Annotated in this window: 12 protein-coding genes; 3 read left to right on the top strand and 9 right to left on the bottom strand. The window is 41.0% G+C overall.

Features of this window, described 5'->3' with window-relative positions; translation table 11 throughout:
- Nucleotides 1-43 precede the first annotated feature (43 nt).
- The 9 genes from KQH97_RS03820 to KQH97_RS03780 form a co-directional block, all read right to left on the bottom strand.
- Nucleotides 44-1,912, bottom strand: coding sequence for a type II secretion system protein (locus tag KQH97_RS03820; protein ID WP_216552819.1), 1,869 nt, complete (start codon nt 1,910-1,912; stop codon nt 44-46).
- 18 nt (nt 1,913-1,930) lie between these two features.
- Nucleotides 1,931-2,740 carry a type II secretion system protein gene (locus KQH97_RS03815; RefSeq protein ID WP_216552817.1) on the bottom strand — a complete coding sequence of 270 codons (810 nt, stop codon included), beginning with the start codon at nt 2,738-2,740 and terminating at the stop codon, nt 1,931-1,933.
- A 17-nt stretch (nt 2,741-2,757) separates the two neighbouring features.
- Nucleotides 2,758-4,962, bottom strand: coding sequence for a hypothetical protein (locus KQH97_RS03810; RefSeq protein ID WP_216552815.1), 2,205 nt, complete (start codon nt 4,960-4,962; stop codon nt 2,758-2,760).
- A gap of 147 nt (nt 4,963-5,109) precedes the next feature.
- Nucleotides 5,110-5,826 carry a type II secretion system protein GspM gene (gene gspM, locus KQH97_RS03805; RefSeq protein WP_118123669.1) on the bottom strand — a complete coding sequence of 239 codons (717 nt, stop codon included), beginning with the start codon at nt 5,824-5,826 and terminating at the stop codon, nt 5,110-5,112.
- 2 nt (nt 5,827-5,828) lie between these two features.
- The gene (pilM, locus tag KQH97_RS03800) at nt 5,829-7,313 is read right to left on the bottom strand and encodes a pilus assembly protein PilM (protein WP_117876524.1); all 1,485 of its coding nucleotides are present in this window, start codon (nt 7,311-7,313) and stop codon (nt 5,829-5,831) included.
- A gap of 102 nt (nt 7,314-7,415) precedes the next feature.
- Nucleotides 7,416-8,612, bottom strand: coding sequence for a type II secretion system F family protein (locus KQH97_RS03795; protein ID WP_046441446.1), 1,197 nt, complete (start codon nt 8,610-8,612; stop codon nt 7,416-7,418).
- A 287-nt stretch (nt 8,613-8,899) separates the two neighbouring features.
- On the bottom strand, nt 8,900-9,466 hold the full coding sequence (locus tag KQH97_RS03790) for a hypothetical protein (protein ID WP_216552813.1): 567 nt from the start codon (nt 9,464-9,466) through the stop codon (nt 8,900-8,902).
- A gap of 88 nt (nt 9,467-9,554) precedes the next feature.
- Complete coding sequence (recG, locus tag KQH97_RS03785; protein ID WP_216552811.1) at nt 9,555-11,591, bottom strand: ATP-dependent DNA helicase RecG; 2,037 nt, start codon at nt 11,589-11,591, stop codon at nt 9,555-9,557.
- 181 nt (nt 11,592-11,772) lie between these two features.
- Complete coding sequence (locus KQH97_RS03780) at nt 11,773-13,401, bottom strand: CTP synthase (RefSeq protein ID WP_216552809.1); 1,629 nt, start codon at nt 13,399-13,401, stop codon at nt 11,773-11,775.
- 364 nt (nt 13,402-13,765) lie between these two features.
- On the opposite strand from KQH97_RS03780, the gene KQH97_RS03775 reads away from it, so the two are divergent.
- The 3 genes from KQH97_RS03775 (at nt 13,766) to KQH97_RS03765 (ending at nt 18,178) form a co-directional block, all read left to right on the top strand.
- The gene (locus tag KQH97_RS03775; RefSeq protein WP_051706880.1) at nt 13,766-15,148 is read left to right on the top strand and encodes an LCP family protein; all 1,383 of its coding nucleotides are present in this window, start codon (nt 13,766-13,768) and stop codon (nt 15,146-15,148) included.
- A 163-nt stretch (nt 15,149-15,311) separates the two neighbouring features.
- Nucleotides 15,312-15,641 carry a metal-sensing transcriptional repressor gene (locus KQH97_RS03770; protein WP_138338925.1) on the top strand — a complete coding sequence of 110 codons (330 nt, stop codon included), beginning with the start codon at nt 15,312-15,314 and terminating at the stop codon, nt 15,639-15,641.
- A 14-nt stretch (nt 15,642-15,655) separates the two neighbouring features.
- Nucleotides 15,656-18,178, top strand: a complete 2,523-nt coding sequence (locus KQH97_RS03765) for a heavy metal translocating P-type ATPase (RefSeq protein ID WP_216552807.1) — start codon at nt 15,656-15,658, stop codon at nt 18,176-18,178.
- Nucleotides 18,179-18,568 lie beyond the last annotated feature (390 nt).

Below are 18,568 nucleotides of genomic sequence, written 5' to 3'. Positions count from 1 at the left end.
TTCAGCAATCAGACCCATGGAGGGGTCTGATTGAGAAAAGAAATTACTGTACCTTAGATACTGTAATATCAGATGGGTTAAGTGAATACTTTGAAAGATCCTCAGTATACTTTGGATCGTTGTACTTCTTAAAATACAACGTAACTGTGACGGTTCCACCCGCTGGAATAAATACACAGTTTGATGGGTTATTCAAATCGTTGTTCGTTGTAAATCCACAAACCTTATCATTTGGAATTTTCAATCTCCAATCCGCCTGCATCTGATCAAATGCAAAACCAACATTAGCACTTAAAGACCAGATCTTTACAACATCAGAACCATTATTCTGTATTGTTATATCATAGTCTATCTCACCATCATTGATTTTTCTTGCGATACTGCTGATAACGTACAAATCATTTGTCGGTTTTGAAATGAAGGTTGCCTCAAAAACAGTATCTGATGTTATAACCTTAGTAGATATATCATCATTTGTTCCTTCTACGACCCAACCGCCAAATATCTTATCAGCGTCCGACGAAACAGGGGTAGCACCTGGATAACTTGCATACTGTCCATCAGAAACATAAATAGTTGAGGTATTTATTAAAGAACCGTTTAATTTAAACTCAACCTTATGCTTGTTCTGTACAACCGGAACAAAAACTGTTGAATTATCAGTTATGGTTATATCAGTAAGACCTTTTGACGTATCAGATTTGTATACCCACTTAACAAAATCTTGTTTTATAGTATCCATGTCACTTGGAATTCCAGGGTCATTTGCAAAGTCGCCATCATAGACACTTGTTGTTTTAAATGTAGAACCGTTGATATTCTCAAACGTTACTGTAAACTGGGTTTTCGGTGCAACAGGCGGATAAACACATGAGAATACCATATCCTTGTTTATCGTTACACCTGTTGTAAAATCAGCAACGTTATTCTTGCTGTCTACCCAATAAGGCGTGCCATAACCTGTTCTTGATGACATAGAAGGTGGAGCTTTATAAACTGTACCCGCCTTGACAGACTTAGTATCTATCTGTTTACCACGAAGCGTTGGTTCAGGGTCGCTTGCAGAGTAGATAAACTTTACACTGTATGTTTTTGAACTTGAAACTGTTGTCTTATCATAGAAAATATAAGTATATGTGTTTGAAGCGTCAAGGCTGTAATACTTTTCCTGCTGAGCTGTGCAACCTGCAGGAGCAGTGGTTGCCCGAGGATATGTGACATAATCAGGAGCTACAGAGAAATCTTTATAGTCATTAACATTGTATGAATCGCCTTCATCTATGTTAATATTTGTGAGATTTACTGCTGCGTCCTTTTTATACTTTGTTTTCGTAAAAGTATAGCTTCCGTTCTCATATGTTGGCTGATAGGCTGTAAGAGAAACGTCGAGAGTATACATTTCCTCAATTTTGCTGATACTTGCACTGATATCAAACTTATAATTGTCGTAAAAATCAACGCCTCTTGCAACAGCAGAATTATTAAAGTTTAAGCCCTCTGTATTTACCTTACCTACATTGAGGATACAGCCTTTTGCACCCATTCTCTTTGCGGCTGTATCCGTGTCGCTGCCTGAATAGTTTTTCAGACTATAGCCACGAAGATTATTATTGTCAATAACGATACAGTTTGAATAGGTCACACCGCTTGCACCGATAGTACCAGAGGTTGAAACATCAGGCACACCAATATAATCTTTAAGCACAAGAACATTGGTCGAATATCTAAGCTCATCATCAAGATAGTCTATAAGACCTGAACCTATGATATTGCTTTCCATTGTTGCATCAGCGTCATGATAAACGTTATTTGCAGGTTTGATCATATTAAGGATAGCTCCGAGGATCACGCCGAAAATCGTTACCACAACGATAAGCTCAACAAGGGTAAAACCCTTGCGGTTTTTATTCATTTTCAAGATCCTCCCTCCTTATGGTGTTGATTGTGCATCGTCATAGTCAGCCTGGTTTTTGTAATCAGAACCGCCCATATAATGGATAACTACATAACCTGTAGCTTTACCTGACGCATCTTTTTCAAGATAATGGTCAAAGGTCGCATCTGTGATCTTAAATGCAGCCGCATCGGCCGTTGGAGTGCTGCTGTAAAGATCAGATGACTGTGAGAAGCCGAAATAATCGCTTCCTGTTACGCCTGAAAGCACAACGCCAAACTGCTGATTTCCACCGTCGCCGATAGGGATAAGAAGTGAATTTCCTGATGAGTTATTATTTACATCAAAGAACTTTCCGCCTGTAAGCTCAGGCGTAAGAGCATAGAAATTCATATCTGCCCCTGAATTGTTGTAAAATTTTACCCAGTAAACACTCTTTTCAGGATTAGGTGTAATGTTTACGTCCTTACCTTGAAGAAATTTAAGCTGATAGCCTGCGTCTTCATCAATATTATTAAGCTTTGCTTTAAAGCCATAGGCTGTAGTATTGAACTTTATGCCGCTTCCAAAGTCTGCCTCAAGGGCAAACTCATTTGTAGTTTTGCCGCTTGAAGAAAACTTGTTTACCTTCAACTCGTTCATATTGACGGTCTTGTTATCATTATACTGCTCGGCATTTACTGCCTGAGTATACATTTCATTGTTGCGGTAGTAGTTTTCAAGATTCTGTTTTTTTGCCGCAACAGCAACTGTAACAAGCATAGCTGACATACCTGACAAAAGTGCCATTGCTATGATGACCTCTACAAGAGTCATACCCTTTTTATTTTTGCTGTTCTTTTTCATGAGTATACTCCTTTCAATTAGTAATGATCATATCTGTCAAGAGTATATCCGAATGCTGAATCGTCCTTGCCGCCCTTTGCATTCTGCATTACAGAAGTAGTTGAAGGCTTAGTGTATACATAGAACGCTGTATTGGCGTTACCAAAGCTGTTTGCGATAACTACACCGACTGCACAGCACTGAACGGTCATTATTCCGCCAGCTGAGTCTGTAACATTAAGTCCACTAAGACCACTTGTTGCTATATTAACCATTGCTTCCGGTGAGTAGAATGAACCCTGGAAGAAACTGTTGTTTGTGGCGCTAAGTGTTGTGTTCTCAGCAAATAAGAAAATGATACTGCTGTTTGATGGTCTGTAAGAGCCTGCAACGTCCACTGATGTTGGATTAAGGACGAAACTGCTCTGTGGAGCACCAGGATTACCCTTAGTATTATTAAGTGTATCAGAGTCATACATACGAACATAAGTGTCATAATCAAATATTTTCAAGCCACTAAAGTTATAGTTACATGCGCTTGAACCCGAATGCTTGGACTTGCCTGTTACTGAGTCGATACCATTAAGTGTAATAGCACTGCCTGAGTCTGAAACAAAATAGCAGTTGTATTTTCTGTCACCTGTAGTTGTATCAATTATAGTTGAACGATTTCTGACAACTATAGTTGGAGACCAGCTTGAATCAAGACTAAGACCATTTTGAAGTCTTATAACAATATCGCCTGAAGAATCAGAAACATCAACGAGGATCCTTGAACCATTGCCATAATCATTGAACGAAAGATCAGATGCCCATGTACAGCTTGATGTTATTCTCAATTTGTAGCGGCTTGTAACTGGAGTCTTAGCTCCTGTTCCTGTAAGGTCTATTGGCTCAGTAAGCGTGTAGTCAACATTATTCCAATAGCTTGGATCGCTTGCAAAGGTATTGAAAGTTTTAGTGTTTGAGCCATCATAGAAAGCCTGATATTCATCAGAGATCGTTGTCACATTAGTATCATTGCTCATGAAGAAATCTTCCGGATAATATACATATGCATCAGCAGATACAGGTATCTGTGGCTTTGCGTCACGACCTGCTTTGCTAAGAACAGCTCCTTCATGAATATTTGAAGCCTGGCAGACGATCTTATCTTTACCCGTGATAGTGCCGGTAACATAAACAGAGCCTGTTACCTTAAGTGACTTTGTGACATTAAGATCACCCTCGACATAGAGAGAGCCATTGATCGTCTGACCATTTGCACCAAATGTTGCATCGCCATTATAAGCACCTGCGCCCTTATAAACGTAGAAGTTACCATACTGTGTATAGTCATTTCCGCCAATGTTAGCTTCACAACAGAACAAATCGACATCAAAACCTGATGAACCAACGTCCATATGGTTTGAAGTGGAAAGCTTCTGACCGATATTAACATAGTTATATCCGTCTGCTCTTGCCATTGTTGAGTTGATGTGGAATTCATTTGAAACATCAAGGTTTTCAGAAATTGTAACAGTTGAACCCTGCTTTTCATCTACAAGACTAGGCTTGAGCATGATAAGAGGCTGAGTTGAAACCTCCAAAGAACCATACATAAGATAAGAACCATAGATACTGGTATTGTTTGTAAATCTATAGACCTTACCAGTGGTATTATTGATACCAGCCATATCACCGATAACGTTAAGGTTATCGTAACCTGCGCCGCCGTTACCAACAAGCTCGATAGTATTTGTATATTCGGCAGGCTTTGTAACTGACTGCGTGGAAATATGAGCTGCTACCTTTTCAGTTTTTCCCAGATAAGTAGTTTCACAGGTAACAACGATATTTGCAACACTTGTACCCTCCTGTGCTACAGTTATCTTTGTGGTACCGATATTATCGCTTTTACCATTTGATCCATTATAGCTGACATTAGTAGTTGTACCCTTTCCGCTATTAGCACTTGCCAGCTTTTTAAGGTTATCTATGGCCTTTTTCTGCTGAGCCTTTGCAGTAGGGTCATTGGTAGGAGCAGTATCAGTTTGTATCTGATTAATAAAGCTTTCAAGAGTAGATGAAGCTGTCAGATAAGCCTGTTTGCTCTTATAGTTATCATTTGTTTTTGTCCTATTTACCGAAACAAAAGAAACAGTTGCAGTCAAAAGTATTGACAGCATGAGCATGACAGCAACCGCTGTGAAAAGCACGACTCCGGGTTTGTTTCTTTGTTTCCTCTTCGGAGTATTCTCCATATTAACCACCTTTCTTAGTTTTATTATCATTTATGCTATACTTTTTTCATTTTACACAAGTTGATTACTTATATAAAATTTTTAATCATTATATAGCACTAATTGGCAGGACAAGAAATATTCCTTATCCTACCAAATAGTTTTCTCTTAGCTGGCAGAAGGATCGGCAAGCTTCTTCAGAACGTACATATTCAGTGTCATAGAGCCTGAGATCTCGCTCTCATTGACATTCTCAATGTTAACATTCTCGATCACCATGCTCTTTTCATTGTTCGTCGTCAGGTTATCAGCAAAATTCTTGAAACCTGAAAGTGAGCTTTTGAACTGAATGTTAAGGCTATAGTAACCTATTGTCTGTCCAGCAGCTGCATTAGGATCTTCTGCAGCTGCATTTGCATCTGCATTAGCGTCTGCGGCTGATGAATCAGTTGTGCTTGCATTATTGTATTCATCTACCTTAGTGTCAAAATCAGTAGCTGTTGCTGTTGACTCATAAGCAAAAGGCGAAAGAACTGTGCTGCCGTATGATGAAATAGTCATATTGGAGTTTTTGATCTTTACATCATCAACATTAAAAAGCTCACGAACCTTATCAGTAGCCTTGTATGCTACCTGATAATCATAGAAGTTAGCTGCGACCTGTGAGGTGCTTGTATAAAGTGTCTGAATCTCAGCGGCAAGGTTCTTATCCTTGTCTACCTGATCTTCAAGCTCGCTGAGCTGTACCTTTGCTGATTCCAGATCACTGCTTGCCTGACTACACTCATCAATGGCAGGCTTAATAAAAAGCATAAAACCTGCAACAATTATAAGCAGTACGAATACTACTATCAAAATCATTTTATCACGATAATTCAACTTCATAATTATTCACCCTCGCCCTCTTCTTTAAGATAAAGTGTCAGCGAATCAAGCGTTACGCCTGAGCTGCCTTCTTCACCGATCGAATATCCGTTGTATCCTACATCTTCCTGGAAGAGTCCTGTACCTACAAGGGCATCGATTGCTGTTTTTACATCTGACTGATCATCAAGCTCAACCTTAGTAAGTGTTACTGTACCAGCTTCAAGGTTATATGTAAAGCCTTCATACTTGAAAGAACCAAGAGCTTCCTTGATATCGTCAAACATCTCACTTGACACGACCGGAAGTGTTTCAAGAGCTGCATTTGCTGATGTAACATAGTTTGAATAATCCTGCATGATCTTCATCTTATTGTGAAGTATCTGGTTCTGGGCGATCTTCTCATTGCAAACAGCTATCTTATCATTAGTCTTGTCTATATCTTTCTCGATAGAACTCTTCCTGAGATTAATAACAAGTGTTGCACCTGCGATAAGCACTGCGGCTGCCGCAGCGAAGATACCGCCTGTCATGAGCAGCGAACCCATTCCGCTGTTGCCGCCCTTACCTGTGGACTGATCGACTTCGAGGAGGTTGATCTTCTCTGTTGCCTTGTTTCTCTTATAGAGAGCACCGATAGCATTAGCGAATACTGTAAACTCGAAGTTCTCAAAACCTGTGATCTGAGCAGGCACACCGAGAACGGAAGCCTTTATATCAAGACCGTCAAGAGCGTCAACGAGTTTGATGTAATCCTCGATAAAGCCATAGAGAATAACATTTTCAAGTCCTGAACCGCCTCTTGCCTTATTGAACTGCTCCATTCTGAAGATGTTCTCGTTAAGAGCCTCAGTGATATAATCGTCAGAATCATAATCATCTTCTGAGATAGGAACGTATCTGGCGAATGCCATCTGTCCATTCTCAAAAAGTGTAAGACCAAGGAAGTTCTTATCGATCTGGCAAACCAACAGTGGCATTTTCTCCATGTTGGACTTGTCAGCAAGAACGATTCTTGCGATAGAGTTACATCCGATGTTAACAGATCTGAGGTTCATGCCCATAATGTTATAAAGCTTTCTGTAGCTTTCAACTATCGTACTAGGGCAAGCTGTTGCAAGTACCTTCACTGCGCCAGGATTATCCTCGCCTGCTTCACCTACTACTGTATATGAGATAGAATACTCATCTGTGATACCCATTTCCTGGCTCATATGGTTCTGTACCATAAGCAGGAACTCATTACCCTTTGCCTTTGGAACTACAAGCTCCTTGAATACGATGTTGCTCGATGAAAAAGTAACGATAGCGTCCTTATCCATCATATCCTCAGCCTTGATCTGAGTGAGCAGTAACTCGGACAGACCTGAAAGGTTGATGACCTCACCGTTAAGGATCATATCCTCAGGAACGTCTACCTGCAAAGATCTTTCGATCCTTATCTTGTTAGAGGAGTTATCACCTTTAACAATGTTGATTTGTCTATCAGAAATATCAAATGATAGCATTTATTCCTTCACCTCTTAAATTATTTTTCAAAACAAATATCTTTCCTCTCCGTTTTAAAGGAGAGGAGATATTTAAAATTAACAAACATAAAATGCAGACCCTTAGTTTTCCAGACCTGACAATGAACCGTAGAGCAGTGGGAAGATACCCGCAAGGCAAAGACCGATCGCAACACCCATGAATACGATGAGCAATGGTTCCATAAGTCCTACAAGTCTTGTAACGGCTGCGTCTGCTTCTTCCTCATAGTAGTCAGCAGTTTTCTCAAGGATCTCATCGAGAGCACCTGATTCCTCACCGACATAGATGATGGAAGTAAACATTCCTTCAAATATCTCTGTTTTTGCAAGTGACGCTGAAAGCGGTGCGCCCTGCTTAACTTCATCAACTACCTGGATGAACATCTTATCAACATAAGCATTTCCAAGTATTCTTGACGAACGTTCAAGACACTCTACCATTGGGATACCGCTTGAATAAAGTGATGAAAGAGTTCTTGCGAAACGACCCTCATAGATCTTTACCATAAGCTTTCCGGCGGCAGGCATCTTTATCTTGATATAGTCAAATTTAAGTCTGACTGACGGTACTTTCAAGGCATATATCCAACCGAATATCAAAACAACGACCACGATAAGAATGATATACCATTTTGCCTTGAAAAAGTCACTGAACGAGAAGAGAGCCTTAGAAAGTGCAGGCATCTGATCCTCTGGCATAAGACCTGCAAATATAGGCATGATGAACGTAAACATACCGATTACCATGACGATACAAAGAACGCCAAGTATGATAGGATAAGTCATCGCACTCTTTACCTTATTATTCAACTTGTTTGAGTTTGCATAGTAATCGCTCAGACGCTGCATTGTCATATCGAGCGTACCTGAGGTCTCACCTGCGTCTACCATTGAGATGAAAAAGTCCGGAAAGCTTCCTCTTCTTGTATCGAGGGCCTCGGTAAAGCTCTGACCTTTCTGAACATCGTCATAAACGCTTCTCCAAACATCCTTTGCACCCTTATTCTCCTCTTCCTTATAGAGAATGTCGAGCGCTTTAACAATGGTAAGACCCGATGTCATCATTGCCGCAAGCTGACGGCAGCAGAAAGCAAGTTCCTTAGTATTGAACTTGTGCACAGATTGTTTGCCTGCACCGCCCAATGCTTCTGTATAACTTATACAGAAAAGACCTTGTTCGTGGATCTTGTCCAGTACTTCCTGTGCATCCTCAGCCTCATAGATACCCTTTATGGTTTTTCCCGAGGTATCCTTAGCAACATAGGAAAATTTCTTCATAATATGTAGATACACCTCCACTTATTTATACATTTTGTGCATTCATAACAAAAAACTTTAAAAATACACAAAACGCATTTTTATAATTATAACATTATTTTCATCTTTTCGCAAGTGATTGAGTGCTTTTTAAGCGTTAATTTATTTACAAAATAATCTTCACAAATTTATCGAATTTGTACAAATAGAATAATTAAACTAACATTTTAAATTATATTTAACATTTAAAGCGAGTTCATACAGATTTCTGATAGTAAATACTCTTATTTATGTTCAAATAATACAATTTATACTTTATTATCCGTCTTGCCCGTACTAAAAGATTTCATACTTTTGAGAATGACAGGATGCTTATGAACATACACTTTATAAGCTATCAGATAGATACAATAGGACGCTGCAAGAAGAAGTCCTATGCCGATGATCACGCTTACAAGGTAGTTCATGCCCACGCCTTCATTCAGCCATATACACGGATAATAAAGCACCTTATAGAAGATATCTCCCTTGCCCTCCTGACTGAATGAATCCCTGAATATTGCAGGAATAAAATACACTAGAAGCATAAGAAGATACACTATTGTAATATTGACCCAGCTCCAATTTTCATATGCGGCATGGCGTTTGCCGTCGTCATAAAAAAGTCTTAGGAAAAATATAAGCATGACCGCAAAGCCTATAAATGAGTCTACATTACTATTTGTCATAAAGCTCTTGAAAGCAGATGTGCTTGACGGAAAGACCGTAACCAGAGCCGGTATCAGCACAATGCCTGCAAAGGCTGAAAACAGTGTAAGAACGATCATTATCCCAATTCTCGACAGAATGTACTTTAAAAATTTTATTGCCTCCATAATTACCTCCATTTTACTCTTTTGCTTCGTAAAGTCTTTTTGCTTTACGCATCATCTTACACGATAAAGTTTTCAGACTTTACATCTTTCAATTATCTGACATAGTTTTATCAAAGAGTTTATCCACAAGCTCTCTTAGATATATATTTTCTGTACGCTCAAGTTTAGGGTCTGCGTTTCTGATAAGCTGTGCGGCTTCCTGTGCTTTTCTTAGTATATCCATATCCTGTGACATATCCGCTATCTTCAATGCAGGAAGGCCATGCTGTCTGCTTCCGAAAAAGTCACCAGGACCTCTGAGTTTAAGATCTTCCTCAGATATCTTAAAGCCGTCGTTAGTCTTGCCCAAAATTTTAAGCCTTTTCACGCTTTCCTCATTCACGTTGTCTGTAATGAGGATACAACTTGATTTATATTTACCTCTTCCCACACGACCACGAAGCTGGTGAAGCTGGGAAAGACCAAATCTGTCAGCATTTTCTATTACCATTATTGCCGCATTAGGCACGTCAACTCCTACCTCCACAACTGTTGTGGAAACGAGCAGGTCTATTTTATGCTCCTTGAAGTCGTTCATTACCTGTTCTTTCTGAGCGCCGCTCATTCTGCCATGAAGAAGTCCCACAGTGTAATCTTTAAACGTACCCTGAGAAAGCTTTTTAGCATAGGTCTTAACGTCCTGCAAGTCCATATCACTTTCCTCTATCATTGGACAGACTATATAACCCTGTCTACCCTCGTCAAGATATTTTTTCACATAGTTAAAAGCACGCTCGCGAAGCTTTCCTGTAACGGCATATGTTTCAACGGGCTGTCTGCCCTTAGGAAGCTCTTTCAGTACAGAAATATCAAGGTCGCCGTATATCATAAGGGCAAGAGTTCTAGGGATAGGCGTGGCTGACATAACAAGCTTATGGGGATTTTCACCCTTTGAAGCAAGTGCCGCACGCTGTTCAACGCCAAAGCGGTGCTGCTCATCTGTTATGACAAGGGCAAGCTTTTTGAACTTCGTTGTCTGCTGAACAAGAGCGTGTGTTCCCACTGCAACGGCGTATTCACCGTTTTCAAGCCCCTCTTTCACAAGCTTTTTCTGTTTTGCGGTCATAGAGCCTGTGAGCAGTGCCACCTTTACGCCAAGCGGTTCAAGAAAGCCTTTGAGTGTCTCGTAATGCTGCTCGGCAAGAATCTCAGTAGGAGCCATTAGTGCAGTCTGGCAGCCATTTTTATACACAAAATATGCCGCTCCTGCCGCAACTGCGGTCTTACCCGAGCCAACGTCGCCCTGAACGAGTCTGTTCATAGGCTGTTCTTTCTGCATATCTCTGATACAATCCTCTATGGCGGTTTGCTGGCTGTTTGTAAGGATAAATGGCAGAGCGTTATAAAAGCTGTCCATATCCTGTATTTTCAGCACACAGCCGCTTTTTTCACGGCTTCGGCTTTTCATAAGCTGCATACCAAGCTGCAAAACAAGAAGCTCGTCAAAGACAAGGCGATTTTTCGCAAGCTCGCAGATGTGCATATCTTTTGGAAAATGTATATTCTCCAAAGCATATTCAAGAGAACAGAAATTATACCTTTGCATTATGCTTTTTGGCAGCGGCTCATAGATATTCTTATTAAAAACATTCAGGGCGAGCCTTACTGTTTTTCTGAGCATTTGCTGACTAAGACCCTCTGTGAGGTGATAGACAGGCTGGACTTTATCTTCCGTATCGGCAGAAAGTATCACAGGAGAATTTATCTCTTTTCGCACAAGGTTTCCTGTTATCCTGCCGCAGAGGTAATACTCTTTATCCACTTCAAGCTGTTTATACATATACTCGCTGTTATAGATAACTATTACAAGGTCAGTGACGTCATCGGTAAAAATGACTTTGTACACTGACAGACCTTTTCTAATACGGGCTTCGGGGAGCTTTTTAACTACTCTGCCCTTTACTATGCAAGGCTCGTTAGTTGGTGCGTCGGCTATGGGGACAGGCGAAGTATAGTCAATATAACTTCTTGGATAATGACAAAGCAGGTCATAGACTGTTTTCACGCCAAGCTTTTCATAGCACTCGGCACGCTTTTCGCCAACGCCCTTTAGATACTCTATTGGTTTCTCAAGATCTTTTAACAAACCCTCACCACCTGTCAGCTTTTACTCCACTTAATACGATTATATCATACATCACATAAAAGGTCAATGACTTTTATTCAAATCATACATATTTACGCCATTTTCTCTGAACGTTTTGCATTTTTGCACAAAAAAAGAACAGATGAAAAAATCATCTGTCCTTGATAAAAACTATATGTTATTATATTTTCTCGCCAAACTCAGAATACTCGATAGAAGCTCTGATGAAATCTCTGAACAGAGGGTGCGCTCTGTTTGGTCTTGACTTGAACTCTGGGTGGAACTGAACACCAACGAACCATGGGTGTACATTCTTTGGAAGCTCTACTATCTCAACAAGCTTTTCGTCAGGTGAAAGGCCTGCAAGCATAAGACCCTTATCTTCAAGAAGCTTTCTGTATTCATTATTGAACTCCCAACGGTGACGATGACGCTCACGGATAAGATTCTGTGGTGCTGAATAGATCTCAGCACATCTTGAATTGTCTGCAAGCTTGCATGGATAAAGGCCAAGTCGCATAGTGCCGCCCTTTTCTGTGATATCCTTCTGTGAATCCATTATATCTATAACAGGATATGGAGTGTCACCAAACTCGGAGGAATTTGCCCCTTCCAGTCCTGCAATGTGTCTTGCGAACTCAACAACAGACATCTGCATACCGAGGCAGATACCGAACATTGGTATCTTATGTTCTCTTGCATATTTGATAGCTTCGATCATGCCCTCGATTCCTCTGTCACCAAAGCCGCCCGGTACGATTATGCCGTCGCAGCCGTGGAGCATTTCAGCTACAGTGTTCTCATTGAGATTTTCAGACTGTATCCACTTGATATCAACTTCTGCGCTGTTCTCAAAACCGCCGTGACGGAGAGCTTCTGCTACGGAAAGATAAGCGTCCTCAAGCTCAACATACTTGCCAACAAGACCGATAGTTACTTTCTTGTTACAGCTGTGAACTCTGCCTATCATTTCCTGCCACTCTTTAAGGTCTGGCTGTCTGCACTCAAGCTTAAGATGATGACAAACAACATCTGCAAGGCCCTCTTTTTCAAGCCAGAGAGGCACTTCATAAAGTGATGGTGCTGTAAGATTCTGTATAACGTCCTCTGCTCTTACGTTGCAGAAAAGACCTATCTTTTGCTTCATATCCTCAGGTATCTCCATTTCAGAACGAAGAACAAGGATATTAGGCTGGATACCGATAGAAAGCAATTCCTTTACGGAATGCTGTGTAGGCTTTGATTTAAGCTCCTTTGAGCCTGAGATATAAGGCAACAGGCACACATGGATAAACACAGAATTTTCTCTTCCAAGCTCGATAGAAGCCTGTCTGATAGCCTCGAGGAATGGTGTGGACTCGATATCGCCAACTGTTCCGCCGATCTCTGTGATAACTATATCTGTGTCAGTTGATTTGCCTACTCTGTAAAGACGATCCTTTATCTCGTTGGTGATATGAGGAACGACCTGAACCGTGCCGCCAAGATAATCTCCTCTTCTCTCCTTATTAAGAACTGTCCAGTATATCTTACCTGTGGTAACATTTGAATTGATAGAAAGATTTTCGTCGATAAATCTCTCATAGTGACCAAGATCAAGGTCAGTTTCCGCACCATCGTCAGTTACGAAAACCTCACCATGCTGATAAGGTGACATTGTGCCTGGATCGACATTTATATACGGGTCAAATTTCTGAATGGTAACGCTGTAGCCCCTTGCTTTTAACAATCTTCCCAGTGACGCAGCGGTTATGCCCTTTCCAAGACCTGATACTACACCGCCTGTTACAAAGACATATTTTGTAGGCATATCATTTTTCCTCCATATATCAAAAATAAAACACAAAAAAATCAGGTGAGATCATGTGGACACAACTCACCTTTTCGCTCTTACTAATATCATAACAAATTTTTATACAAAAGGCAAGTGTTTTTTCTATTTTTCTCTGAATTTTTTATAAATTATCAAATAGCTGCAATAATCTCTTGTAAAATTGTTATAAATTAAAGCGGTTTTATTTGATTTTATAAAAATTGATGTAATTTTAAAGTCAAATTCGTACGAAATTTATGTTGTAATTTGAAGTAAAATAGTATATACTATTATTGTATTGTGCTTAAACGAGCTATAGACTTCCGGCTTGCTGACTTTAATCGGAAACGAGGTTTATTTTATGGACAACGACAACAAGAACACCTCCAACACTCAGGGAGATAAGGATTTACAGTCGCTAATATCCAATGCAATAGAAAACAGAAAGATACTTGATGCTTCAAACTCAAACGGACCTACGGGGGTCATACCTATCCCCTCAAAGGAACAGCAGAAAGCTGATCCGATACATGAGTCTGATCCAAAGCAGGATAAGACGCCAAAAAAGAAAAAAGGCTGGAGCAAGAAGAAAAAGACGGGTATTGCTCTTGGAATAATATTTGTAGTATTCATTATTATAATTGCCATTATCGTAGGTTTGTTTTTCCACTACACAGGAATGCTTGACAGAACTAAAGACACTAAGATAAATTCAGGCAAAGCGCCTATAAATTCCAGCGAGCTTACAAGTGAGGCGGATACATTTGACGCAAAGGAAAAAGAGGACGAGCTTAAGGCTCAGCTACAAAAGCAGTCCTCCAAGATATCCAGCGAGGACGTAACGAACATTCTGCTCATTGGTGAGGATATCCGTGATACAGAAGAGGAGAGCCGTGGAAATACTGATGTTATGATGATAATTTCCATAAACACCAAGAACAAGACTATTACAATGACCTCCCTTATGCGTGATATGTACATTTACATGGCGCAGTTTGACGAGGGCAACAGGCTCAACAGCGCTTACTGGCACGGTGGCTGTGAGTATCTTGAACAGTGTATTGAGGATTATTTCGGTATCCAGATAGACAGATACGCAAGAGTGAATTTCTACTCGTTTATAGATATAGTTGAGACCGTAGGTGGTATCGACATGGAAGTTTCTAAGGCTGAAGCCGAGGGCATGAAGAAGCCGATGGCCGAACAGAACAAATACCTTAAAAATAAGAAAGGCACTGACTATATAAGCAACGACATATTTGCGGGCAAGAGTGATGAGGATAAGGTAAAGCTTCATCTTAACGGAAATCAGGCACTTGCGTTTGCAAGACTTAGATATGTAGGAAATTCCGACTATGAGCGTACCGAACGTCAAAGACGTGTTATCTCAGAGATCATAACCGAATCCAAGAAGCTCAGTCTTGTTCAGCTTGACAAGCTTCTGAACAAAGTCCTTCCTGAGATAAACACAGACCTTACTGATGGTGAGATCGCAAATCTGCTCCTCAATGCTTTTGATTATATGAAATATGATATCCAGCAGCTTAGAATACCTGCTGACGGCTATTTCACAAACGAAGTCATCTATAGCATGGACGTGCTTAATCCGGACTTTGCCGCAAACTCTGCGTTCATTCAATATATAGTTTACGGCAGTTGTAAAAACATTGACGAAGCTATCAAGCAGTATCAGGAAGAAAATGCTTACAACTACAGCTATGACACTGGGTATTACGGCTACTAACTGAATAATTGATATCCGCTTTCCTTTTGGGAGGGCGGATATTTTTTTGGCTTTCTGTAAAAATAATATAAAAATACGGTTGACAAATACCCATAAGGGGTATATAATATATATGCAGCAAAAGATACCCCATAAGGGTATTTGATATAGTAAGGAGGAAAAAATGGACAATAGAAATGATAAAGAACTGTCATGCGGCTGCTGTGATACTTGCAGGCACAAGCACACTCCCCGTGATGATAAGGAAATAAAACAGCTAAAGAATAGGCTAAGCAGAGTTTCGGGACAAATAAACGGCATTATCAAAATGCTTGACGATAACCGCTACTGCGGAGATATACTCATTCAGGTTGCAGCGGTTGAAAGTGCAATGCAAAGCTTCGGTTATCTTATTTTGCAGGAACACATGAAGACCTGCATGACAGAGGAGGTACAAAGTGGCAACACTGAAGTTGTCGATGAAGTATTAGAGCTTATGAAAAAGCTTAAATAGAAAGGCAAATATCTATGAAAAAGTTAAAATTCAATGTAACGGGCATGAGCTGTGCGGCGTGTCAGGCTCATGTGGAAAAGGCTGTGAGCAAGGTGGAGGGCGTAATGGACGTGAACGTGAACTTGCTTGCAAACAAAATGACGGTGGATCTTGACGAGGGTGTAACTAACGCTCAGGCGGTCATAAATGCTGTTGAAAGTGCAGGATATGGAGCAAGCGAGATAGGCGACAAAGAAAACAAAACTGCATCACCTGTTGCGGCGGCTCAGGACGAAAGTAAAAAGATGAAGAAACGCCTATGGTGGTCTGTGGGATTTTTGATACCGCTGTTCTATATTTGCATGGGACACATGGCGAACATACCTATCCCCCCTATTTTTGCAGGGCACAAAAACATGATGATATATACACTCACTCAGCTTTTGCTCACAGTGCCTATCATTGCAATAAACTTTCACTATTTTTCAAACGGCTTCAAAAATCTTATCCACCGCTCCCCTAACATGGACAGCCTTATAGCTCTTGGTGCGGCGGCTTCATTCATATACAGTGTTTACGGCACTTACAGAATGGCTTACTTTATGGGCAGGGGCGACCTTGGCTCGGCACATGAGTATATGATGAATCTATATTACGAGTCATGCGGCATGATACTCACACTTATCACTGTGGGAAAATATCTTGAGGCTCGCTCAAAAGACAAGACGGCTAATGCTGTAAACAAGCTTGTGAGCCTTGCGCCTAAGACGGCAGTTGTTATCCGTGACAGCGAGGAGGTGGAAGTTCCTGCGGAAAACGTAATGGTGGGAGATGTATTCTTGCTCAAAGCCGGCTGGTCTGTGCCATGTGACGGAGTTCTTATTGATGGAAACTGCACTGTTGACCAATCTGCACTCACAGGCGAGAGCATACCTGTAGACAAGGCAGTGGGTGACAGAGTTATGAGTGCAAGCGTATCGGCTGGCGGTTTTGCTAAGGTAAGGTGTGAGAAGCAAGCTAAAGACTCAACACTTTCACAGATAATCGCACTCGTTGAGGACGCTTCCGCTTCAAAAGCGCCTGTAGCAAGGCTTGCAGACAAGATAAGCGCTGTGTTCGTGCCTATAGTAATAACGATAGCTCTTATTTCACTGATAGTATGGCTGCTGCTTGGCTATAGCTTCGCATTTGCTCTTAACATGGCAATATCAGTGCTTGTTATATCCTGCCCATGCTCATTGGGACTTGCAACGCCCACTGCAATAATGGTAGGAACGGGTAAAGCGGCACAGTTCGGTATCCTAATAAAATCCGCTGAAAGCCTTGAAACTGCTCACAGCATTGACACTGTTGTTCTTGACAAAACAGGAACTTGCACAGAAGGCAAGCCTGAGCTTATTTCAGCGCAAGCGTTTGGTGATTTTGATGTTTCAGAGCTTAAAAAGCTTTGTGGCTCGGCAGAAAGCGGTTCATCGCACCCACTTGCAAAGGCTGTTACAGGCCACTGCAAAACAAATGGCATTGAACTCTCCCCTGCTGAAAGCTACACAGAAACAGCAGGCGGTGGTATATCGGCTGTTGTTGAGGGCAGAAATGTTCTTATCGGTAACAAGCGGCTTATGGATAACAGTGAAGTTGACATATCGATGGTTGAGGAGACGGCTCATGCTCACGCTGACAATGGTGAGATACCACTTTATGTAGCGATCGACAACAAACTTGCAGGCATTCTGTTCATTGCAGACAAGATAAAAGAGACAAGTGCAGAGGCTATAGAGGGCTTCAAAAAGGCAGGCATTGAAACTGTAATGCTCACAGGGGACAACGAGAAAACAGCTAGAGCAATACAGAAAAAGCTTGGCATTTCACAGGTAAGATCACAGCTTATGCCTGAGGACAAGGCTACGATAATCAAAGAATTGCAGGAGCAGGGCAAAAAGGTAGCCATGATAGGCGACGGAATAAACGACGCACCTGCCCTTACAACGGCAGATGTTGGAATAGCTATCGGTGCAGGACAGGATATTGCTATCGAGTCGGCTGATATCGTGCTAATGAAAAGCGATCTGAATGATGCTGTTACGGCTGTCAAGCTCAGCAGGAGCGTTATGAAGAACATCAAGGAAAACCTTTTCTGGGCGCTTATTTACAACTCACTTGGTATTCCGCTGGCGGCAGGAGTATTCTACGGCTTGCTTGGCTGGAAGCTCAATCCTATGTTCGGTGCAGCGGCAATGAGTTTAAGCTCAGTTTGCGTTGTGACCAATGCGTTAAGGCTCAATCTTTTTAAAAGTGGCAGAGAAAACAAAGCCGCAAAGGCTGAAATAAATACTAAAACGGAGGACGAAAAAATGAAAAAGGTAATGAAGATCGACGGCATGATGTGTTCACACTGCACAGGCACAGTAACGAAGGTGCTTAATGCGATAGACGGCGTTACAGCAGATGTTTCCCTTGAGGACAAGTGTGCTTACATCACACTTGACAAGGACGTGGCTGACGAGGTGCTTTCTAAGGCGGTGACGGACGCAGGGTATAAGGTAAAGGGGATAAAGTAGGTTTTAGCTGTATATTTTGAAAAAATTGTGTAGCCCTGCGTATGCGGGGAAAAGATGGCGGCAGCAGTGCTGAATGTGACAGTGACGGAATCACCCCCGCGTATGCGGGGAAAAGTTACCTATTCCGCTGTTGCCAAATATCACTGTAACTTGTGAGTGAAATGAGAACAAATACATTTTTTATACTGTATGTATCAGCCTTAAAGGCTCGTAATATAGAATGTACCATTTGATTATCTTCAGGGTCATCTGCACTAATTATGAATACATCTTGCTCATTATAATTATTACTGTACACAGTAATTAGATTACGTATACCACCATATGGTATAAGCCTAAACTTAGACCTGTCAACAAGACTTAGTAATTGATTCCAGAATACTCTTTCAG

It is taken from the genome of Ruminococcus sp. MSJ-25 (assembly GCF_018917825.1).
GTDB lineage: Bacteria > Bacillota > Clostridia > Oscillospirales > Ruminococcaceae > Hominimerdicola > Hominimerdicola aceti.
The sequence above is the reverse complement of the archived record's forward strand: the minus strand, read 5'-3'. Positions and strand labels throughout refer to the sequence as shown.